At 57.8% G+C, this 20,917-nt stretch carries 17 protein-coding genes; 9 read left to right on the plus strand and 8 right to left on the minus strand.

Features of this window, described 5'->3' with window-relative positions; genetic code table 11:
- Window positions 1-20: 20 nt before the first annotated feature.
- From BJ885_RS07645 to opgC, 5 genes are read right to left on the minus strand one after another with little or no spacing between them, the layout of a single operon-like run.
- Window positions 21-446, minus strand: a complete 426-nt coding sequence (locus tag BJ885_RS07645) for an ATP-binding protein (protein WP_121931580.1) — start codon at window positions 444-446, stop codon at window positions 21-23.
- Window positions 447-785, minus strand: coding sequence for an STAS domain-containing protein (locus BJ885_RS07650; RefSeq protein WP_059346775.1), 339 nt, complete (start codon window positions 783-785; stop codon window positions 447-449).
- Window positions 775-1,989: a PP2C family protein-serine/threonine phosphatase gene (locus tag BJ885_RS07655; protein WP_121931581.1), complete on the minus strand. Its 1,215-nt coding sequence runs from the start codon at window positions 1,987-1,989 to the stop codon at window positions 775-777. Before BJ885_RS07655 ends, BJ885_RS07650 begins: the two co-directional genes overlap by 11 nt.
- Window positions 1,990-1,998: 9 nt before the next feature.
- Window positions 1,999-2,898: a hypothetical protein gene (locus BJ885_RS07660; protein WP_121931797.1), complete on the minus strand. Its 900-nt coding sequence runs from the start codon at window positions 2,896-2,898 to the stop codon at window positions 1,999-2,001.
- Window positions 2,899-2,909: 11 nt separating this feature from the next.
- Complete coding sequence (gene opgC / locus BJ885_RS07665) at window positions 2,910-4,127, minus strand: OpgC domain-containing protein (RefSeq protein WP_121931582.1); 1,218 nt, start codon at window positions 4,125-4,127, stop codon at window positions 2,910-2,912.
- A gap of 281 nt (window positions 4,128-4,408) precedes the next feature.
- On the opposite strand from opgC, the gene BJ885_RS07670 reads away from it, so the two are divergent.
- The 9 genes from BJ885_RS07670 (at window position 4,409) to BJ885_RS07710 (ending at window position 17,426) form a co-directional block, all read left to right on the plus strand.
- Window positions 4,409-6,226 (plus strand): glycosyltransferase, encoded by a 1,818-nt coding sequence (locus BJ885_RS07670; RefSeq protein ID WP_121931583.1) that lies wholly within the window; start codon window positions 4,409-4,411, stop codon window positions 6,224-6,226.
- Entirely contained in the window at window positions 6,223-7,554 is a 1,332-nt protein-coding gene (locus BJ885_RS07675) for a DUF3131 domain-containing protein (protein ID WP_121931584.1), read from the plus strand. Before BJ885_RS07670 ends, BJ885_RS07675 begins: the two co-directional genes overlap by 4 nt.
- Window positions 7,551-9,098: a DUF3131 domain-containing protein gene (locus BJ885_RS07680; protein WP_121931585.1), complete on the plus strand. Its 1,548-nt coding sequence runs from the start codon at window positions 7,551-7,553 to the stop codon at window positions 9,096-9,098. Before BJ885_RS07675 ends, BJ885_RS07680 begins: the two co-directional genes overlap by 4 nt.
- Complete coding sequence (locus tag BJ885_RS07685; protein WP_121931586.1) at window positions 9,083-10,477, plus strand: DUF3131 domain-containing protein; 1,395 nt, start codon at window positions 9,083-9,085, stop codon at window positions 10,475-10,477. The genes BJ885_RS07680 and BJ885_RS07685 overlap by 16 nt, the downstream gene beginning before the upstream one ends.
- Window positions 10,474-10,899: a globin gene (locus BJ885_RS07690; protein ID WP_029741310.1), complete on the plus strand. Its 426-nt coding sequence runs from the start codon at window positions 10,474-10,476 to the stop codon at window positions 10,897-10,899. Before BJ885_RS07685 ends, BJ885_RS07690 begins: the two co-directional genes overlap by 4 nt.
- 11 nt (window positions 10,900-10,910) lie before the next feature.
- Entirely contained in the window at window positions 10,911-13,577 is a 2,667-nt protein-coding gene (locus tag BJ885_RS07695) for a response regulator (protein WP_121931587.1), read from the plus strand.
- Window positions 13,574-15,745 carry a glycosyl hydrolase 2 galactose-binding domain-containing protein gene (locus BJ885_RS07700; protein ID WP_121931588.1) on the plus strand — a complete coding sequence of 724 codons (2,172 nt, stop codon included), beginning with the start codon at window positions 13,574-13,576 and terminating at the stop codon, window positions 15,743-15,745. The genes BJ885_RS07695 and BJ885_RS07700 overlap by 4 nt, the downstream gene beginning before the upstream one ends.
- Window positions 15,746-15,838: 93 nt before the next feature.
- On the plus strand, window positions 15,839-16,126 hold the full coding sequence (locus BJ885_RS07705) for a VF530 family DNA-binding protein (protein WP_121931589.1): 288 nt from the start codon (window positions 15,839-15,841) through the stop codon (window positions 16,124-16,126).
- A gap of 7 nt (window positions 16,127-16,133) precedes the next feature.
- Window positions 16,134-17,426: a glycoside hydrolase family 10 protein gene (locus BJ885_RS07710; protein WP_121931590.1), complete on the plus strand. Its 1,293-nt coding sequence runs from the start codon at window positions 16,134-16,136 to the stop codon at window positions 17,424-17,426.
- Window positions 17,427-17,467: 41 nt separating this feature from the next.
- On the opposite strand, the gene dsbG is transcribed toward BJ885_RS07710, so the two are convergent.
- The 3 genes from dsbG to BJ885_RS07725 are packed head-to-tail and all read right to left on the minus strand — an operon-like array spanning window position 17,468 to window position 20,911.
- Complete coding sequence (gene dsbG / locus BJ885_RS07715; RefSeq protein ID WP_121931591.1) at window positions 17,468-18,226, minus strand: thiol:disulfide interchange protein DsbG; 759 nt, start codon at window positions 18,224-18,226, stop codon at window positions 17,468-17,470.
- Window positions 18,227-18,267: 41 nt separating this feature from the next.
- Window positions 18,268-18,879, minus strand: coding sequence for a DsbA family protein (locus BJ885_RS07720; RefSeq protein WP_121931592.1), 612 nt, complete (start codon window positions 18,877-18,879; stop codon window positions 18,268-18,270).
- A gap of 7 nt (window positions 18,880-18,886) precedes the next feature.
- Window positions 18,887-20,911: a protein-disulfide reductase DsbD gene (locus BJ885_RS07725; RefSeq protein WP_121931593.1), complete on the minus strand. Its 2,025-nt coding sequence runs from the start codon at window positions 20,909-20,911 to the stop codon at window positions 18,887-18,889.
- Between the last annotated feature and the right edge of the window lie 6 nt (window positions 20,912-20,917).

A 20,917-nucleotide genomic window follows, 5' to 3' on the forward strand; every position in this document is an offset into this window, starting at 1 on the left:
TTGGGCGTATGGCCCGCAGGTCATACGCTGATTTTCTTTTCAAGCGTGGCAATATTTTTATCCGCCTTTCGCTCCACCGAGAAACGATCGACGCTCAGCAAAATGAGCATCAGCCCCCTGCCGCTCTCCAGCAGCGGCGAGATTTCGCAGAAGCGGTCTCGTCGGGCGGCCTCAAGTCGCTCCAGCGGGAATGCATCACCCGCGTCGGTAAAGACAACGCGGACAGTATAGTCCCGGATGTCGAACTCTACGCTAAATGCGCGTGAGGCATCCTCATGCAGCGCGTGCCGGATGATATTCGTCGCCACTTCACAGACGGCAAGATCGAGCGCGAAACGCCACTCATCGTCAACGGCAAGCGCGCTCAGACGTTCTCCCAGCCAGCCAGCAAGCGGCGTCAGGGAGCCGATCTCTGCCGGAAATGCCGCATGCTCCGGCGTCAGCATCTACTGCCCCAGCTGCGCAAGCGCGCTGTTTTTATCCGGATAAATGCGGAATATGCGATCCATTCGGGTCAGGGTAAACATATTCATGATGCCGGGGTTCAGGGAGCACAGCGCCATTTCGCCTTTCCCGTTCATCAGCTTAAACAACGACACCAGCATCCCCAGCCCGCTGCTATCGATAAAGTCCACTTTGCTAAAATCGACAATTAAGGCTTTACGATCGCTGCCAATTTCTTCCGTCACAGAGGCCTTAAACGTCGCGGCAATGGACGCATCCAGCCGCCGGACCGCTGGCGTGAGAATGTTGGCATGCGGTAATCGTTCAGTGTTAATAATCATTCTGTTCTCCCTGACGCTCAATAACTAACAGTGAAACGTCATCGGTTAAGGCGGTCGGTTCATGTCTATTTTCATTGCGCCAGCCGGTCAGATGTTGGCCGAACCGCGGCAGGAGCTCGTCAACCGGCAGATGGGCATGCTCATGAAGCCAGCGTTCCAGACGTTGCGGGCCAAACTGCTCGCCCTCGCGATTCTCACACTCCGTGATGCCGTCACTGAATAAGCATAAGCGATCCCCTGGATTGAGGGTAAAAGCGACGTCCTCCCAGCTGAGGTCGGGCATCAGTCCGACAGGCGGCCCACCCTCGCCAACGTAAGTGACGGCACTCTCTGCGTTCACAATCACGGGAGTAGGATGCCCCGCCTGACACAACAACCCCTGACCACTGACGGGGTCGATCACGCCGTAGACGATGGTGAAATAGCTGGTGATGTCGTTTTCTTCACTGCAAAAGCGGCTGTTCAGTATCCTGATGACCTCAGCAGGCGACTGAATTCCGCCCTCTGCGGTAAACAAAAAACGGTCCACAACCCGGCCGTGCAGGAACTGACGTGCCACGGCGAGGGACATCATTGCTGCCCCTACGCCGTGACCGGACACGTCAACGCAGTAGAACCCCAGATGAGAGTCCAGAGGAAAAATATTGAAGACATCGCCCGATACCCAGGCAGACGGTAAGAAAAGCCAGTCGGAAAAGTAGTTCCCGAAGCGCAGCCGGTGTGATGGCAGAACCGAGTGCTGAACGCGCGCCGCCAGCTCAAGATCCTGTTCAATCTGGCGTAACGCTTCACTCAGGCGCTTATTATGCGCCGCAAGGGTCGCTTCCAGCGTCAAAATACGTACCCCGGCATGGAGTCGCGCCCGTAACTCAGCCTGTTCGACGGGCTTGCTTAAAAAATCATCCGCCCCGGCATCAAAACCCTGCGTTAAATCTCCTGCATTCTCGCGGGCCGTGAGCAGAATGATATACACATAGTGGCCAAACTGACGGCTGCGGATCGTCTGACAGAGCGTAAGCCCGTCCATTTCCGGCATCTCCCAGTCGCTTATCACCATACTGATCGGCTGGCTGGACAATATTTCCAGCGCGGCGACACCATTTTCCGCCTCGCTCACGATATACCCCCACTGGGTGAGCATTCGGGAGAGTAACCGACGATAAATCAGCGAATCTTCAACGATTAACACGTGCAGCGCTGACATGTATCCCTCCTATAGCGGTAAGAACCAGATGAGACTCACGGTCCCTTCCCTGAATTTTGCGTTACCGTTGCCGTGCCCCGGATAGCGCGTCCCCGCATAGTTCGCGTACTGGATGGAGAACGAACCTGGCGTATAGCCCGCATAGCCAAAGCTGTAGCTGTAATCGCCGTTCCAGGGCTGCTGCTGGCTGCTGTCCGGGAACCAGAACGCCGTTGCGCGAACGAAGAAATGTTGTTTGAAGGTATAGCCGCAGCCGCCGAGCATGACGTTTTTATTTTTACGGATGTCATCGCTGCTGAGGTCGTAGTAGCGCGGAACCCAGCTGTACCCGACCTGACAAATGATAGAGTCGCCTTTATTAATCAGGAGCGTGTTTTCAACCGGTTTCGGTAGCGAAAACTTGTAGGCCAGGGTAAAGGCGCCCTGTTCGAAATAGGTGTGTCTCCGGCTACCCGACGTCCAGAAGTGGTTATCGCCGTAGTTGCCGTAGACCAGGCTGAACGTATTGGCATGCCAGTCGTCATAGCCAAAACTGTAGCGAAAATCGGCGGTATAGCGGTTGGTATCTCTGACCGGCAACCGGGAGGTGATGTTGGCAAACCAGAAGCTGTAGGGGGAATACTGCAGACTAAGATTCAGCGTCTGGTTAATTTTTTTCGCCTGCGCGGCGCTGTCCGAGCTGTTGGGCACGCTCACCATCTGCTCTTTCAGCCCTGAACTGAAGCTCAGGGCGCCTGAAAATTTCTTGTCATTGCCTGAGAACAGACGCCCCCACCGGCTGGTAAACACGCCTGCCTGAACGGGTTCGCCGTTCTTATCGCGCAACGTCTCTTTCTCACTGCTTTGCGCCGCATCCGCCGCGGGTATTGCGGCGAGTAAGACGCCCGCCAGGAGCCATTTTTCGCGCATAACCGCCATCCTTAGTTAGGTATCCAGCGTGCGGCGACGTTGTATTTTGCCATGAGCCACAAAATGCCCAGAGCCGCAGCATGCACTAATGTATTTTCTATCCAGGCATGACGCCACAAATCGAAGGTGATGAACTGACTGACCAGCAGCACCACGTACACATGCAAAATGAAGGTATAAAGCGAGTGCTGGCCTAATGGAATAAGAAACCATCCCAGCAGGCGGTTGAGCGGCGTCCAGCAGTATGTCAGCACCAGATAGACGGTAACCATCAGGGCGATATCGTTTAACACCCGCACCGGGCCCAGCCCATTTTTCGCCGCCCAGGTGTGATAAAGGGTGTTGAAGCTGTCAGGCGGGATCACGTGCATCAGCAGCGCGGGGGGCATAAACGGGTTGGTATGGTTCTGTGCTATGAACCCCAGAATGAGCGCCACTATCACCAGCGCAACCACCACCACTTTACCAGCAGGCGTGCGTGCGAAAGAGATCAGTTCGGCTTTATACCAGCCGCTGGCCATGCCCAGAACAAAGATGAATTGCCAGGCCAGAAGCGGAAAGGCAAATTCGAACTCCGACGGCGTCAGCCGGAGCGGCCACCGCTGCCACAGGCCGTACACCAGCAGAGACGCCCCCAGCAGCCACCAGACGTTACCCTTCTGTAGCATCCCCAAAAATAGTGGGCTGAAGAGCAGCAAAAAGATATACAGCCCCAGAATTTGGGTCTGATGAGGGCCAATCTGCAAATAGAGGATAATGTTGAACCAGGTCTCTTTTATTTGCGGCGTGACCGGATAAAGCGACCAGCTTTCACCCGAAAAGCGGTCGGTAAAATGAGTGACCTCGAAAATATTAATATGTGGGATATATGCCAGGAGAATAAAAGACACTATGATAATGATATTTACACGATATATTTTCCACGCTCTAAGATAAAGCCCCCACGAAACCGTGAGTAATACCACTTTTTGCAGGCGAGCGCGATTCAACATCCCCAACATAAATCCCGAGAGAATGACAAAACCTTCTGCGCCGGTTGTTAACCCAAAGCGCTCCCAGGAGAATATATTAAATACCGACATAACCTCCGTATGCGCCACGACCATCATGACGAGGGCAATGCCGCGCATAAAGTCAATTCTCAGGTCCCTGACCCCTGCAATGGCATACCGCCATGATGTTGATTTGGCTAGATCTTCTTGCGCGATAGACGGCGCAATATGGCTCATAGGATGTCCTTTGCCTGGAAACGAAAATTAACGCCTAAATAAAGTAGATAGCCTAAAGGAATAGTAACCGCAATTTATCACGGACAGATGAGACGAATTAAGCAGAATTTAATCTTAATTAACCCCCACTAAATAATAGTCACAAACGTGGCTGGACACTTTTATTCGGCGTTCTACACTTATCTTAAATCTTGTTTAATCGCTATTTTCTTTCGCTTTTGGGCAACTGCCTGCGCAGCAGAATGGCTCTGCATTTTCACGGAATCAGGAACGCCGGAACTATGGATTTTTATTTTTCCCGTTTTGAACATCGTCGACCTCCGGAACCGTTAAAAACGCCGCGCTGGGTAATGATGACCTGGCAGGTGTTAGCGGTCGCGGCGCTTATTCTGGGCGCAAATTATATTTACTGGCGCTGGACCGCCTCCCTGAATACGGACGCGCTATGGTACGCCATACCGCTGGTACTCGCCGAAACCCTGGCCTGGATCGGTACCGTGCTGTTTACCATCAACTTATGGAAAGAACAGGATCCTCCCCAGAGTCCACCTCCGAGCGAGATTAACGACTGCCTGTTATCGGAGGAGGCCGTAGAGCCCCGTCCCGTTAAGGTGGATCTGTTCATTGCCACCTACTCCGAAGACACCGAGCTGGTGAGGCTGTCCATTCGCGACGCCCTGAAGATGGATTACCCGTACCCGATTGACTACCGGATCCACGTCCTCGATGACGGCCGTCGCCCGGAGATGAAAGCCGTTTGCGATGAGGAAGGCGTCAATTACATCAGTCGACAGACCAACATCGGCTTTAAGGCCGGTAACCTGCGCAATGGTCTTGAGCAAACCGACGGCGATTTTATTGTCATCTGCGACGCCGACACCCGGGTCTTTCCCACCCTTCTCAGCCATACGCTGGGCTATTTCCGCGACCCGGACGTGGCCTGGGTGCAGACGCCGCAGTGGTTTTTCGATCTTCCGGAAGGAGAAAGTTTGTCGCGCTGGGGCAAGCGGAAAGCGGGAAAAGTGGGCTATGGCCTGGGCTGGCTGATTCAAAAGTGTGTCGGCCCGGTCACGGTTGGCCGCGACCCGTTTTTTAACGATCCGCGCATGTTCTATGACGTGATCCTGCGGCGGCGCAACTGGGCGAACGCTGCGTTCTGCTGCGGCGCGGCGTCCATCCACCGTCGCGAGGCGGTCATGCAGGCCGCGCTGAGAAGCTACGTCTGGTCCGTCGAAGAGGAGATCCATCGCCATACCCGCGACATCCGCGATGACGAAACGCGGAGCGCGCTCCAGGAGGCGATGCGCCCGCACGTGGCATTTGACACCGAACTCACGCCCTACAAGTTTCACGTCTCCGAAGATATTTACACCTCGGTACTGCTGCACGGTGACGCCGCAAGACGCTGGCGTTCGGTCATGCATCCGCGCGTTGAGTCGAAGATGCTCTCTCCGCAGGATATGCTGACCTGGATGATCCAGCGCTTTAAATATGCCGCAGGTTCGCTGGATATTTTATTCCATGACAACATCTTCAGCCGTCGTCGCTTCAGGCTTTCACTTCCCCAGACGCTGATGTATGCCACGACCTTCTGGTCCTATATGGCCTGCGTGTGGAACACGGTATTTTTGATTTCACCCATTATTTATCTGTTCACCGGCATTCCGCCGGTATCGGCCTGGTCGACGCCGTTCTATCTCCATTTTCTCCCCTTTTTTATTTTCTCCGAACTGGCCTTTATGTTCGGGACATGGGGGGTTTCGGCCTGGGACGGCAGGGCCTCCTACCTCTCCTTCTTTTCCATGAATCTGCGCGCGCTTAATACGGTGCTGCGGGGCGAACAGATCAAGTTTCACGTTACGCCAAAAGAGAGGCAGACGGGCCGTTTTCTCTATCTGGTGAAGCCGCAGATTGCCATTGTGGTGCTGACCCTGGCAGGGCTTGTCTGGGGAGGCATTCAGGTTGCACGCGGACAGGTCGACGATCCTTCTGGCTACGTCATCAATATTTTCTGGGGAGGAGTGAACATCGCCGCCATGCTGCCGCTGATATTCGCAGCCATGTGGACGCCCGCCGGAGACGATGAGGTCACCCAATGAGAATACGTGATGCCCTGCTTTCCGCGCGCAGTTATCTCACTATTCTGCTGGGGTTCCTGCTCGGTTTTGCCATTGTGGTATGGGTTGAGAAACAAATGCCTTCGCGCGTGGAAAGCAGCGGCGGCATCGCGCTCAGTAAAGATTTCCCTCCGCTGCCCGCGAAACGCGGGCTGACCTATGACGAGGCCATCTGGGCGCGGGTGGCCTGGCAATACTATGTGAACAATACCCAGCCAAATGGTCTGGCGAATGCCAGCGACGGTGAGCCCTGGCTGAGCCTCTGGAGCGTAGGGAGCTATCTGTTTGCGGCCGCTGCCGCAGAGCAGCTCAATATCATTTCCACCGATGAGTTTGACGAGAGGGTCAGCGCGGCCCTGTTTACGCTGGAGCAGCTGCCGCTTAATGAGAAAGGCCTCCCTGCCGCGTATTACCATGCGGACACCCTCAAAATTCTGGGAAAACCTGACGCCTCCGCAATAGGCCTGAGCCGCCTGCTGACGGCGCTGCAGACCATTCTGTGGCGCTATCCTCAGCACGCGGCGGCCATCCGCGATCTGTTTAGCGTCTGGCGCACCGGCGCGCTGATGGAAAACAGCACCCAAAGCCAGGCGGCGGTACCGCTCCATCACTGGACGCTGGCTGCCGACGAGCAGCGAGACAGCTTTGGCTACCGGCTCTATGCCAGCCATACGCTGCGCTTGATTGACAGTGCGGCGGGACTGGCGGTCACCAATCCGCCCGAAGGGCAAAAGATGATCGACCTGGACGGGATCATGGTTCCCGATGAAGGGCTGCGCACGCCCTGGGGCAAGCAGACCTCCCTGATCAGTCTGCCCTATCTGCTAACCGGACTCGAACTGGGTTTTGACGCACAGAGCGCTGAAATTGCATGGCGGATTATGCAGTTCCAGCAGCGGCGCCACGGTCTGCGCAGCCCAAAACCACCTGTCAGCACCGATTACGCCGAACCGGCACCGGATTACGTTACCGATCTGCCCAACAGGCAGCCGGTTCAGGCGCGCGCCCTGCGCGAAGAGGTCCCGGAGAAGGTCGCGATCGCCTCCACCCGCACCGCGTTTGCCTGGTATGCCCTGTTCCGCAATGGCTGGAGCGAGGCGCTGCGCCAGCAGGTTCTGCCGCTTCTGGTGCCGGGTAAAGGCTGGCAGCGCGGCTTCAATCTTAATAACAGCGTTAATAGCGTCGTGGACGCCGACACCAACGCCATCGTGCTTGAAAGTCTGTCCTACATCGCGCACGGCCAGATGCTCTGTCTGGCCTGCCTTAACACGGCCCCCCATTCATCCACTCCCGCAGGAGCAACGCCATGAAGCTAAGATCCCCGATCCTTTTCCACCTGCTCACGGGAATAACGATCTGCTGGCTGGCGATATCGACCGCGCGTGCGGAAACCGAGCTGCCTGCATCAAGTTACTCGCCGCGCAGCGGCGAGCTGACGGCCCGAGAGATGACCATTGCGAAAAACGCCTGGCAGTATTTCGTCTCCAACTATCAGCCCACGACGGGGCTGGTAAATGCGGTCAACAAATATCCCTCCACCACCATGTGGGACAGCGCATCCTATCTGGCCGCCATGACCGCAGCGCGCGAGCTCGGGATCATAGATAAAGCAGAGTTCGACCGCCGGATGCTGAAATTCCTCGCCACGCTTAACACCCTGGTGCTGTTTCGCAACGAGCTGCCCAACAAAGCCTATAACACCATCAGCGGCCAGAAGGTGGATTACACCAACAAGCCCGGCGAAATTGGCTTCTCGGCCCTGGATATCGGGCGAATGCTGGTCTGGCTGAAAATCATCAAAGAGCGTTACCCGGAATACGGCAACAGCGTTGATAACGTGGTGCTGGGCTGGGATTTCAGCCACGCGATCGACCCCTGCGGCACGCTGTACGGGGCCTATCTTGAGAACGGCCAGCCGAAGTATGTTCAGGAAGGCCGCCTGGGCTATGAAGAGTACGGAGCGGCAGGTTTTCAGCTGTGGGGGTTTAATACCTGTAAAGCCAGCCGTCCGCAGCCGTACGAGCTGGCCGAGATTTACTGCGTGCTGGTTCCGTATGATTCACGCGACCCGCGCAATACGTCGCAGCATAACTATGTTGTGACGGAATCCTACCTGCTCTACGGTCTGGAGTTCGGCTTCGATAAGCCGACCGACCAGGATAACGCCCCGCGCGACTACTCCCTGACGTGGATGAAAAACTTTGCCGATCGGGTTTATCAGGCTCAGGAGAACCGCTATACCATCACCGGTGTCCTCACCGCGCGCTCTGAGCACCAGCTCGATAAAGCGCCATACTTCGTCTATGACACCGTCTTCAGCGACGGGTACAACTGGAACACCATTACCGACAAAGGACAATTCGTCCCTAACGCTGCCGCCATTTCACTGAAGGCGGCGCTGGGGATGTGGGTCCTGTGGAACTCGCCTTATACCGACCGCCTGCTGAACACCATTGAGAATGCGAACGAAGAGGGAAAAGGCTATTACGAAGGGCTGTATGAAAACGGCGACGGGCCGATCAAGGAGTTCACCGCGAACAATAACGGCATCATGCTGGAAGCCCTGCTGTTCAAAAAAGAGGGAAAACTGCTGGCCTTCAATACCGACAACCCGAAAAGCAAGGATTTTGCTCCGTCGCTGTGGGATCAAAAGCTGCTCGATCAGTTTGAAGAGAACAACGCCCTGCGCAGCCGCCCGTTCCTTGCCAGCACGCCGGCCGTAAAAAGCTGGTGCGACCGGACCGGCGTCACGCAGCGCACCAAACCCGCCTGCCAGGCCTGTCAGTGCGCGTCATGCAGCGCGGACGAGCCGGTTAAACTGCCTCCGGTGACTGCGCAATGCTTAAAACCTTAGCCAGAGGGCTCGCGGGATTAATCCTCGCAGGTGTGGTCATCTTTGCTCTGTTTGGCCATCAGGGGGCTGGCTGGCGCTGGCTAATCAATGGCGGCTGGCACTCCAGCGCGCGTATCGCTGCCCTGACGCAGGAAGAACAGAAATGGGCGGCGATCGCCTGGCGCTATTTCGTCAATAATACCCAGCCGCAAACGGGCCTGGTCAACGGAAGCGACAAACAGCCCCGCGTCACGCTCTGGCAAATGGGCGATACGCTTATCGCCCTGCTGGCGGCAAAAGAGCTGGGGCTGATTGATGAGGCCGAGTATGACGCCCGCCTGACGCGGCTGATGGGCACTCTCAACCGCCTGATGCTGACCGAGACCCGAACGCCAGGACGGCTCTATTCCAGCCAGACGGCGGCGCCGATCGACTTTAGCGGCAAGCCCGCTAAAAATGGCTGGTCCGCACGCGACATGGCTCGCCTGATGCTCGCCCTGCGCCTCACCGCTGAGCGGGAGCCGCAGTACAGCGAGTATCTTGATAAAATCATTTTGCGCTGGAACTTCTGCCCGGTCATCGATGGTGAAGGCGAACTGTGGTCCTCTTCCCTGCAAAACGGCCAGCCGGTGGTCCGTGAGGAGCTGCGCCTGGGCGAAAGCGAATATGCCGCGACGGCATTTCATCTGTGGGGATTTTCCCCGGATAAAGCGTTTACGCCACCGATGCACCACGTCATCATTGCCCAGCGGCGCCTTGCCGTGGATGCCCGCGATCCGCGCACCACGTGGCAGCCCTCCCTGATAACCACCCTTCCCTATATGCTGCCGGGCCTGGAGTTTGGCTGGGAGCCGGAAGGCGTTGCGGCCGATCTGCAAAAGCGCCTGCGCAAGCAGGCGGAAAACGTCTGGCTCAGTCAGAAAAGCCGCTGGGAGACCGATAAGATCCTGACGGCCAGAGCGGATTTTTCACTGCCTCAGGCCCCCTGGCATATACAGGATACGGTCTGGGGAAATGGCTATGCCTGGAACTCTGTTGGCGATGATGGCCGGGATTACACCCGCTTCGCGCAGGTGTCGACAAAAGCGGTTTTTGCTCTGTGGGCCTTGTGGGATACCTCTTATACTGACGTGCTGATGTCGGTCACCGAGCACCTTAACGATCCGCAGAGAGGCTGGTACGAAGGCCGCCTTGAAGCCACGGGCGATACCAACGCCTCCCTGACCCTTTCTACCAATGCCACGGTTCTGGAAGCCCTTTTCTTTAAGCACAATGCCGGGCCGCTGTTTGACATCCGCCGGTCTAAGAAAGAGAGCTACTTTACGCGCCGTGTAGCAGAAGAATATACGCCAGTCGGGCACTGTCTGCCGGGCGAAAACGCCTTAAGGAGGACGCCGTGAAGTTTTACCGCGATCTGTTTGAATCCAGTCTGAACCGCGTCTTTCCGGATAATGACAAAACAGCGTTTTTTCAGACGTTCTATGACGCCTTCGTCCATATGTCACCCGAGACGGAGCAGCATTTTTCTCGCCTGCCGGATCGGGAAGGCCAGCAGACCCTGTTTAAAAGTTTCTTCGCCATGCTTGCGGTAGACGGCGCCCTGATCGTACCTGATTTTCTCGAGCGGCTGGCGCGGGAGCAAAGCGACGACGGCCTGCACCTTCCCCCACGATTTTTCGCCCTCTGGCGCGAAGCGATGTTGAACGCGGTGAGCCAGCGCGACCCGCAGTGCGACGATGAGATCCTGACGGCCTGGGCGATGGCGATAGCGCCCGGGCTGGAATACCTGCGCCGACAGGCCGAACTGCACTACCGCGCATAGGGAGGATCACGATGAACGCATTCTCGTACGATCTTAACGCGCTGCCGGCCGCCGTCATGATTTATGACCGAGATGAACGCCTGCAGGCCTGGAATGACAACGTGGCCCTTTTTTATCCGGTCATCACCCCCTGGCTGCAGGTGGGTACGCCCCTTGCAGAGCTGGCGGAACGCTTTATCGATGCTGTTTACAACGTCGACCCCGGCCTGCGCCAGACGCTACGCGAGTCGGTCGTCCGCAACTGTCGGCAGGATAAACACTGTGAGGTGCGGCAAGTGGGCCAGCGGCGTATTTTCGTCCAGCATCAGCGCCTTGCGGACGGCGGTATTGTCAGCCTGCACAGCGATATTACGGAGCTGGATGAGGCGCAGCGCTCGCGCCACCAGCTGCATGACGATTTCCTGCTGACGGCGGAATCCATTCATATTGGGATCTGGGACTGGCAGGTTTCCGGCGACGCGTTACAGGTTAACGACACGCTGCTTGCCATGCTGGGTCAGTCGCGATCCCAGTGGAGATATCCGCTTCAAAAGCTGCTAGACCTTGTTCACCTTGACGATCGCCTCATACTACGTGAGGCGCTGCTTGCTTCAAAACAGGCGCATCGCCCGGTCTTTGAATGTGAGATCCGCATGCATCACCCCACCGAAGGACTGCGCTGGATGCTGCTGTCCGGGCAGGTGGTCACGCTCTCCATCGAGGGAAACGCCGAGCGCGTTATTGGCACACTGCAGGATATTACGCGGCGCAAAGAGGCTGAGATTCAGGCGATCGCCTCAGCCCTTGAAGCACAAAAAGCCAATGAGGCCAAAAGCGCATTTCTGGCGAACATGAGTCATGAAATCCGCACCCCGATGAACGGCATTATTGGCATGACCCAGCTGTGCCTGGATACCACGCTCAGCGCCGATCAGCGCGATTACCTGACGCTGGTGATGAGTTCCGCGCAGTCTTTGCTGCATATCATCAACGATATTCTCGACTTCTCCCGTATTGAAGCAGGCAAAATTGTACTGGATATTGATCCGGTCAATCTTCGTCCCTTCATTCAGACCTTAATTCGTCCGCATATGCCGGGCGCGAGCGAAAAAGGCATCGAGCTTCTGGTTGATATTGCACCCGACGTTCCCGACGTGCTGCTGGTCGATGGCGCCCGGCTGCGTCAGGTTCTGACCAATCTGCTGGGTAATGCGCTGAAATTTACGCACCAGGGAGAAGTTATCCTGATTGTTGAATCCGGGGATGACCCGAATCACTGGCGTTTTCGGGTGCGCGACAGCGGTATTGGCATCCCGGCAGATAAGCAAAAGGCCATTTTTGAAGCCTTCAGCCAGGCGGATAACTCAACCACCCGCCGCTATGGAGGAACAGGGCTCGGGCTAACCATCTCTTCGCGACTGGTTGCGGCGATGGGCGGCGAGCTAACGGTCACCAGCGAGCCGGGGAAAGGCAGCGAATTTTCGTTCGTCCTACCGCTTGCAACACAGTTTCTTGCCCCGGAGGAACGCCCGCGCAGCCAGCGCTTTAATGGGGAACCCGTGCTGGTGGTCGATGATAACGAAACCAACCTCCGGCTGCTGGCCGCCATGCTGAGCCAGATGGGGCTGAAACCCACCTGCGTCAACAACGCCAGCGAGGCCATCAACCGGGTTAAAGCGAGTGCCTGGCCGCTGATCCTGCTGGACGCGCAGATGCCGGATATGGACGGCGTGTCTCTGGCCCTTGAGCTTTCGGTGCTGCCGCAGATTTCTGAAAGCCATATCATCATGCTGAGCTCCATGAGCCGACATTTTGATATCAATATGCTGAAGCGGATCGGCATCAAAAACTATCTGCATAAGCCTATCGCTCAGGACGAGCTGCATCAGGCGATTGCCGCGGCGTTTGAACGTGCGCCGAAGACCGTGGGGGAAACCGCGCCCGCCCCCGTCGCCGCCCCGGGCGCTACGGGGCTGAGGATCCTGCTGGCTGAAGATAACCTCGTTAATCAGAAAGTTGCCGCGCGCCTGCTGGAACGCCTCGGCCATACCTGTCAGATCGTCGACAACGGCGTCGCGCTGCTTGAACGCTGGCGCACGGGCGTGTGGGACGTTCTGCTGATCGATCTTCAGATGCCTGAGATGGACGGCGAGACCGCCATTCGCCTGCTTCGCGAGGAGGAACGCTCCCTGCCAGGACCGGCTCAGCCCGCCGTCGCCATGACCGCACACGCCATGCAGGGGGATAAGGAGCGCTGTCTTAACATGGGCTTCGACGGCTATATTGCCAAGCCCATCAGCCAGGAGCGTCTCGCTGAGGAGATAGCTCGCGTGCTCGAGCATCATGATGATTCCTCCGTTTTTCCTGATGAAGCGCGCCTGTTGAAACAGTGCGCTGACGACCCTGCCCTGGTTCAGGAGCTGCTGGCCCTGTTTGGCGAAGGGCTGGAGGAGGCCATGAAAAGCCTCACCCGGGCTATCGAAAGCGATAACCGTGAAGCGCTGCGCCGCACGGCCCACAAGCTGCGCGGAGAAGCCGTCACGCTGGATTTCGGGCTGCTAGCCCGTCAGCTGCAGGCGCTGGAGAGCGAGGCGCACACGCAGGACAGGCAACAGCTTGCAACGCTAAACGAGCGTCTTCAAATGGAATCGCAGCGCCTGATGGCGTGGCTCAACGCGCGAGGGGTAAACGAACCATGACCCGTAGCTGCGCGCTGCTCTTTGCGCTGTTTATTCCACCGCTGGCGGCGAACCCGGTACCGGTCAGCTGGTCACTTGCTGGCACCTGGCGGGTTCAGGACGCCAACGACGGCACGCCTCCTTCCGCGTCAGGCTGGCGCGGGCTGAAAGTTCCCGCCAACTGGTACAGCGCGGGGTACGATCATCAGGGCGCGCTGTGGTATAAGCACGCCTTTACGCTACCCCTTCAACCGCCCGACGTGATGAGCACCCTGGTATTTGACGGCGTCGATTACCTTGCCGATGTTACGCTGAACGGCCAGCCGCTGGGCAAGCACGAGGGCTATTTTCAACGCTTTTCGCTGGATGCCAGCGCCGCGTTACAACGTCACAACCAGTTAGTGGTTCGGGTGGATAGCCCTTACGAAGATCCGCACAAGGTCTGGCCGCTGCATAAAACGCTCATGAAGGGGATTCTTAATCAGCATGATACGCGTCCCGGGGGCGCCTGGTCGCCGGAAGGACAGGACGCCAACTCTGGCGGCATTTGGGCACCGGTCAGGCTGCATCTGAGCCGGGGCGCCACCCTTGATGAAATCATCCTGCGGCCTGACTGGTCGCAGGGGCTGAAAAGCCCTGCACTGAAGGCTGAGATTCGCTATCGCGCACTTGGGAAGGGACAGGCTACCGCGCGACTCACCGCCTCGCCCGCCAATTTCAGCGGTAAACGCTTCCAGGCAGATTTTCCGGTTACCCTGGAAAACGGCGCCCATTCCGCTCGTGTCACGCTGCCCATGCCTGCGGCAAAACTGTGGTGGCCGGTCGGCACCGGGAAACCCCAGCTGTATACGGTTCGCGTCTCATTACGAGATGAAAAAGGGTTAATGGATACGGCGGTCACCCGCACCGGACTGCGCAAGATCGTTGAGCAGCCAGGCAACAAAGGCTGGCTCATTAACGACAGGCGCCTTTTTGTTAAGGGCAGCAATTACATCGGCTCCCCTTGGCTCGGCACCATGACGCGAGAAAAATATCGTCGCGATCTTCGTCTGGCAGAAGCCATGAACGCCAACGCCATTCGCGTGCACGGACACGTTGCCGGGCGCGCGCTGTATGCCGTTGCCGATGAGATGGGCATGATGATCTGGCAGGATGTTCCGCTGCAGTGGGGCTACGACAGCAGCGACGCCTTTACCAAAAATGCGGTTCGACAGACGCGGGAAATGATCGAACAGTTTGGCAACTCACCCGCCATCATCGTCTGGGGAGGCCATAACGAACCGCCCTGGAATTCGCCCTGGATGGAAAAACGCTTCCCGGACTGGAACAAAAACCTCAACCGCGAGCTCACGCAGCGGGTAGCGGATACGCTTACCGAAGATACCTCCCGCATCGTGCATCGCTTTTCCGCCGTTGAGGAGCACTACTGGGCGGGCTGGTATTTCGGTAGCGTACGTGACCTGCTGACGCCCGCCAAAACAGGGATCATCACCGAGTTTGGCGCGCAGGCGCTGCCCCGCTTGTCCACGCTAAAAACCATCATCCCGGCTGCGCAACTCTGGCCAAAAACCACCGCCGCTGACGATCCCGGCTGGAGCGTCTGGAAATACCATAACTTCCAGCCCTTTCAGACGTTTAAATTTGCCGGTATTCCGCGCGGAAACACCATTCAGGAAATGATCCGTAATACCCAGGCGTATCAGTCTCAGCTCGTCGCCACGGCGGCCGAGAGCTATCGCCGACAGCGCTACCAGCCGGTGACGGCCCTGTTTCACTTTATGTTCGTCGAGACCTGGCCCTCCATCAACTGGGGCGTGGTGGACTATTTGCGTAAGCCTAAAGCCGGTTTTTACGCGTTAAAACGCGCATACCAGCCGGTTCTGCCTTCTATTGAACCGGTCACCCCGCAGTGGAAATCCGGCACGGCGGCGACCGTGCGTCTCTGGGCCATCAACGACACCTGGAAACGGTGCAGCGAATGCCGTCTGTCGTGGCGTATCACCCAGCGCGCTAAGGTGCTGGCAAAGGGGACGATGACGATGACGATCCCCGCAGATTCGGGAACGATGGTCAAAACGCTGACGGCCACGCCAGTGGGTCAGGATGAGGTGTCGATTACGTTTACAATTGAAAACAAGGCGGGAAAAAGGGTTGGTGAAAATCAGCGCACGGAGTCCGTCATAAAATGAGCGAGGGAAAAGGAAAATTGCCGCTTCCCCTGCTTTCTTGTACCCTTTCACCGGAAACCCTGCCCCCACGAACATTGAGACATCCGGACACCTATGACTGCACATATTTCCAAAGATCCTTTGCATGGCGTAACGCTGGAGATGATGGTCAACGCCCTGGTGGCAAAATATGGCTGGAGCGAGCTGGGCGACCGAATCAAAATTAACTGTTTCAGAAAAGATCCCAGCGTTAAATCGAGCCTGAAATTTCTGCGCCGCACCCCGTGGGCGCGCGCGGAAGTCGAAGCCCTGTATCTGGACTCCCTCAACGATGAGATAAGCACAGAACAGGCGGAGCCCGCCTTTAATCCCTGGGCCAACAGTCGGATTATCAAGAGCTAATACGCAAATGACGCGACACGTAAAACGGATTGGTGCGCTGGCTGCCTGCGCGCTTTTACTTGTGAGCTGCTCCTCAAAACCACCCAAATCACTGGTTACCCCTCTCCCCACCGCGAGCAAACCGACGCAGCAGGCAAACGAGCCGATGCGCGGGATCTGGCTGGCGACCGTCTCGCGTCTCGACTGGCCGCCGGTGGCCTCGGTGAATGGCCGCAGCGCGGACCAGCGCATCGCGATGCAAAAACAGGCGCTGATCGGCAAGCTCGACAACCTTAAGCACCTCGGTATTAACACGGTGTTTTTCCAGGTGAAGCCTGACAGCACGGCCCTCTGGTCATCCAAAATTTTACCGTGGTCGGATATGCTGACGGGCAACGTCGGAGAATATCCGGGATACGACCCGCTGCAGTTTATGCTGGATGAAGCGCACAAGCGCGGCATGAAGGTCCATGCCTGGTTCAACCCGTACCGCGTGTCGACCAACACTAAGCCGTCAACCATCGCCGCCCTGAACCGGACTTCCTATCAGACCCCGTCCAGCGTCTATGTCCAGCACCCGGAGTGGGTGCGCATCTCGGGCGACCGCTTTGTGCTCGACCCGGGCATTCCGGAAGTACGCGACTGGATAACCAAAGTGGTGACCGAAGTGGTGGCGAACTACGCGATAGACGGCGTGCAGTTCGATGATTACTTCTATACCGAAACGCCTGGTTCAGCGCTCAATGACGCACAGACCTGGCGGCAGTACGGTCAGGGATTTGCCTCGAAGGCAGACTGGCGAAGACACAACACGCAGCAGCTGATCGTCCAGGTGTCCCGCGCGATTAAACAGACCAGGCCCGACGTTGAGTTTGGCGTCAGCCCGGCGGGCGTGTGGCGCAACCGCTCCTTTGACCCGGCTGGCTCGGACACCCGCGGCGCCGCGGCCTACGATGAATCCTACGCCGATACGCGGCAGTGGGTGCAGCAGGGCCTGCTGGACTACATCGCGCCGCAGATTTACTGGCCTTTCTCCAGGGATGCCGCGCGCTACGACGTGTTGACCAAATGGTGGGCCGACGTCGTGAAGCCGACACACACTCGCCTGTATATCGGCATTGCGTTCTACAAGGTGGGCGAGCCGTCGAGAAACGAGCCGGACTGGACGGTTCAGGGCGGCGTGCCGGAGCTGAAAAAGCAGCTCGATCTCAACGATTCGCTGCCCAACGTGAACGGCACCATCCTTTTCCGGGAAGATTACCTGAACCAGCCGCAGACGCAGCAGGCGGTGAACTACCTGAAAGGACGCTGGGGAAGCTAAATGCCATCAGGCAGAAACGCCCTGTTTCTGCCTGTTTTTTTTTACGGCTTCGGCCCGAACATCGCCTCAAGCTGCTGCGCATCCGGCATACCGACCACCTGCTGCAGCTCATTTTCCGCATTCAGATAGTAAATGGCCGGCGTGGCGTTAGCGCCCAGGCTGTCCATTAGCGTCTGGTGCTTCTGCAGGATCTCGACCGTTTCGCGGGATGCGTCCCCTTCCGGCTTGGGCAATTTTTTCCCACCGGACAGCTCGTATTCACGCCAGGCCGAAACCGGATCTTTCGCATTCAGAATCGCCGAGGCGTTACGTCCGCTGTTGGGGTTGAGAAACGCCACCAGCAGCGTGTTGAGCTGAACCTTGCCCGCCTTCACCCACGGCTGCGCTTCGGCCCAGAACTGCTTGCAGTACGGACAGAACGGATCGGCAAACACAAAGACCTTACGCGGAGCGTTATCCGCCCCTTCCTTCAGGGGATGCGCAGCGTTGAGGTTCTTCCACATCTCGCGTCCCATCGGGGCGTAGATCTCTTTCTGGAAATAGCCTTCGCTGAGGTTTTTTCCTTTGTCATCGTACAGATAGCCTGAAATGACGTGCTTGCCGTCCGGCGTTAAAAAGAGCGTCACGCCCATATCCTGATACTGCCCAATCCAGGCGGGCGCGCCGCCGGGCGCATCCAGCTTCTTGATGATTTTAATGTTCTGCTGCTCGCTGAAGTGCTTCACCACGTCCGGTATGGCTTCAGCCGCCTGCGCCAGCCCTGAGGTCGCCAGCGCTGAAAGTAACAGTATTTTTTTCATTTCCCTCTCCGGTTTGTCGGGGGCATTCCGCCCCCTTCAGGTTAGCGGTTTTTCAGTGCGTCACTGATCATTTCGTCAAACTGTTCAAACGGCACCCAGCCGGGCAGCAGTCCCTCGCCGATGAGCGTGGCAGGCGTGCCCTGGATCCCCATTTTTTCCGCGACGATCAGGCTGCGCTTGATCGTCAACATACTCTCGTCATCAGGCGTCGTGACGCTCACGCCCGCCCGCTTCTGCGCCTCCTGAATGCTGGCGTCATCGTGGTAACCCTTTTTGGCCATCAGGGTATGGTTCAGCTTCATAAACTGCCCGGGCTCCTGACGCCAGAGCGTTAACGCATCGCGCGCGGCGGTCAGTGAACTTTCCGAGCGGAAAGGTAAAAACTTAAAGACCACCGCGACGTCCGGATGCTTTTCGACGATCTTCTCCAGATAGGGATCGAATTTTTTACTGTACGGGCAGTTGTAGTCGGTAAACACCACCAGGGTGAGCTTTGGGTTTTTCGCGCCGATGCGCGGGGAGTTCGGATCGTTAAACAGGAAATCAGCGATCATCTTCTGCGCCCGCTGCTCCTGGTCCGGCGTCAGCGGCTGGGCAGCGAACGCCTGAACCGGGGCCAGCAGGAGCAGAAGCGTAATAAGCAGTTTTTTCATTATACGTTTAGCCTTTTGCGTTGTTCAGGGTGGTGATGAGGGTGCGCTTGTCCAGCAGCGGCGAGAGGATTTCCCCCTCAGGCAGGCCGGGGCCATACGCTGCGTTAAACGGAATAGCGTAACGGTTTCTCTTCGCCAGAAAATCCGCGATAAACGCGGACGGCTGGCTCCAGTCTCCGCGCAGGGCCACCACGTCCGGCTGACGCAGCGCGGCAATAACGTCCGGCTGATTCAGCACCCGATGCTCGTTAACTTTGCAGGTCACGCACCAGTCCGCCGAGATATCCACAAACACCCGTTTCCCCTGCGCCAGCGCCTGCTGGATGGCCTCCTCGCTGAGCGGCTGCCACGGGATGGTCTGAGCGGTATTTTGCGCCGACGCGGCAGGCGGCGCGTTAAGCAGCCCGCGCGCCTGATACCCACCAAACGCCGACAGTGCGATCACCACGAACCAGAACAGCGGTGAGGATTTTTGCCCCTTCAGCGCGAACAGCGCCAGCGCGACGGCGATCAGCACCAGCATCACAATCTGGCTGACCGCCTCGCCAAGATGCACGCTTAACAATGTCGCCAGCCACAGGCTGGAGACGAGCATCATCAGGCCCAGAACGACTTTTAGCGTGTTCATCCAGCGGCCAGGTTTCGGCAGCAGCATGGCCGTTTTCGGCACCAGAGCGACAAACAGCCACGGCAGGCTCATGCCCACGCCGAGCATCAGGAAGATGAGCCACAGGGAGTGCAGCGGCGCGCCAAGGGCAAAGGCGACCGCCGTACCGAGGAATGGCGCGGAGCACGGCGTGGCCAGCAGCGTGGCGAACATCCCTTCGCAGAAGCTGCCGCCAATCCCCGATCCTCCCGCCATCGCCAGCCGTCCCGTGGCGGCAGAAGGCAGCAGCATCTCAAACGCGCCAAACAGGTTCAGCGCAAACAGGAAGGTGACGGCGACCATCAGGCCAATAAACCACGGATTCTGGAACTGAATGCCCCACCCCAGCGACGCCCCGGCAAGTTTCAGTGCGGTCACCATCCCCGCCAGCAGCATAAAGGAGGTGAGGATCCCGGCGCTGGTGGCCAGAAACCGCAGCCTGATCGCGCGCCTGTCCGAGCCCGCCTGTAGTATGCTGTTAAGCTTCATCCCCATGACCGGCAGCACGCAGGGCATCAGGTTGAGGATCAGCCCGCCCAGCAGCGCAAAGAGCACCATTTTACCCGTCCCTTCCGGCGCAGAATGCGTAGCTGGCGTCGCGCCAACGGTCATGGTGGTTTGCTGCGCGTGACCGCCACTGGTCAGCACAAACGACAGCGTTTTGCCTTCCAGCGAGGCGGGTTTATCGCCCCATTCGTCGGTCACGGGTACCGTCACCCGAAGCGTATTGCCGTCGTGTTTAATGACCGGCTCGCCGGGAAGAATGTCACCCTCCAGCGGGTCAAAGTAGATCCCCGGATTATCCCACTTCCCGTCCGTCGTGCCGGTAATCACCAGCTTGTCGCCAGCGAGCCAGGCGGAGAGATCCGCGGATACGCCTGACGTACCGGGCACGGCGCGCATCGCCTGCTCGAACTCGCTACGGAAACCCTCGTCCACCGGCTGGGTAAAATCGAGACGCAGCGGGTAGTCCGTCAGCAGGCAGACGTTACTGCAGGTTGAGAGCGTGAGCGTCCCGTCGAGCGTGTCGCCCTTCACTCCGTCGAGTGCGATCGGGATAGTGACCTTATCGTAATAGCCCTGCGTCGTCATGCCGGAGATATCGAAGCGCGACGGGACCGGCCAGGACCAGCTATCCGTCACGCCTTCCGGCCAGCTGATTTTCGGCGCTACGCCGCCCTCGCCCGGCGATCGCCAGTAGGTTTTCCAGCCGGGCTTCAGCTCAACGGTGAGCAGGCCTTTAATGTGCGTTTGTTCCCTCTCCGCCTGAAAGCGGATGCGGGCGTGATCGTTTTGTGGGGAAACCTGCCAGCCTGTGTCCGCCGCATGGACAATGCCGATGCAGGACAGCCACAGGAAGACGAATCCCCTGAAGAGGTTAAGCATGTTTTA

Source organism: Enterobacter sp. WP_7_1 (assembly GCF_003688535.1).
Classification (GTDB): Bacteria; Pseudomonadota; Gammaproteobacteria; order Enterobacterales; family Enterobacteriaceae; genus Enterobacter; species Enterobacter asburiae.

Bases quoted from the DNA above. Each gene is read 5' to 3' on its own strand.
- BJ885_RS07650 (WP_059346775.1), bottom strand. From the start codon at position 785: ATGATTATTAACACTGAACGATTACCGCATGCCAACATTCTCACGCCA.
- BJ885_RS07710 (WP_121931590.1), top strand. From the start codon at position 16,134: ATGACGCGACACGTAAAACGGATTGGTGCGCTGGCTGCCTGCGCGCTT.
- BJ885_RS07720 (WP_121931592.1), bottom strand. From the start codon at position 18,879: ATGAAAAAACTGCTTATTACGCTTCTGCTCCTGCTGGCCCCGGTTCAG.
- BJ885_RS07705 (WP_121931589.1), top strand. From the start codon at position 15,839: ATGACTGCACATATTTCCAAAGATCCTTTGCATGGCGTAACGCTGGAG.
- BJ885_RS07655 (WP_121931581.1), bottom strand. From the start codon at position 1,989: ATGTCAGCGCTGCACGTGTTAATCGTTGAAGATTCGCTGATTTATCGT.
- BJ885_RS07695 (WP_121931587.1), top strand. From the start codon at position 10,911: ATGAACGCATTCTCGTACGATCTTAACGCGCTGCCGGCCGCCGTCATG.
- BJ885_RS07700 (WP_121931588.1), top strand. From the start codon at position 13,574: ATGACCCGTAGCTGCGCGCTGCTCTTTGCGCTGTTTATTCCACCGCTG.
- BJ885_RS07645 (WP_121931580.1), bottom strand. From the start codon at position 446: ATGCTGACGCCGGAGCATGCGGCATTTCCGGCAGAGATCGGCTCCCTG.
- opgC (WP_121931582.1), bottom strand. From the start codon at position 4,127: ATGAGCCATATTGCGCCGTCTATCGCGCAAGAAGATCTAGCCAAATCA.
- BJ885_RS07685 (WP_121931586.1), top strand. From the start codon at position 9,083: ATGCTTAAAACCTTAGCCAGAGGGCTCGCGGGATTAATCCTCGCAGGT.
- BJ885_RS07675 (WP_121931584.1), top strand. From the start codon at position 6,223: ATGAGAATACGTGATGCCCTGCTTTCCGCGCGCAGTTATCTCACTATT.
- dsbG (WP_121931591.1), bottom strand. From the start codon at position 18,226: ATGAAAAAAATACTGTTACTTTCAGCGCTGGCGACCTCAGGGCTGGCG.
- BJ885_RS07680 (WP_121931585.1), top strand. From the start codon at position 7,551: ATGAAGCTAAGATCCCCGATCCTTTTCCACCTGCTCACGGGAATAACG.
- BJ885_RS07670 (WP_121931583.1), top strand. From the start codon at position 4,409: ATGGATTTTTATTTTTCCCGTTTTGAACATCGTCGACCTCCGGAACCG.
- BJ885_RS07725 (WP_121931593.1), bottom strand. From the start codon at position 20,911: ATGCTTAACCTCTTCAGGGGATTCGTCTTCCTGTGGCTGTCCTGCATC.
- BJ885_RS07660 (WP_121931797.1), bottom strand. From the start codon at position 2,898: ATGCGCGAAAAATGGCTCCTGGCGGGCGTCTTACTCGCCGCAATACCC.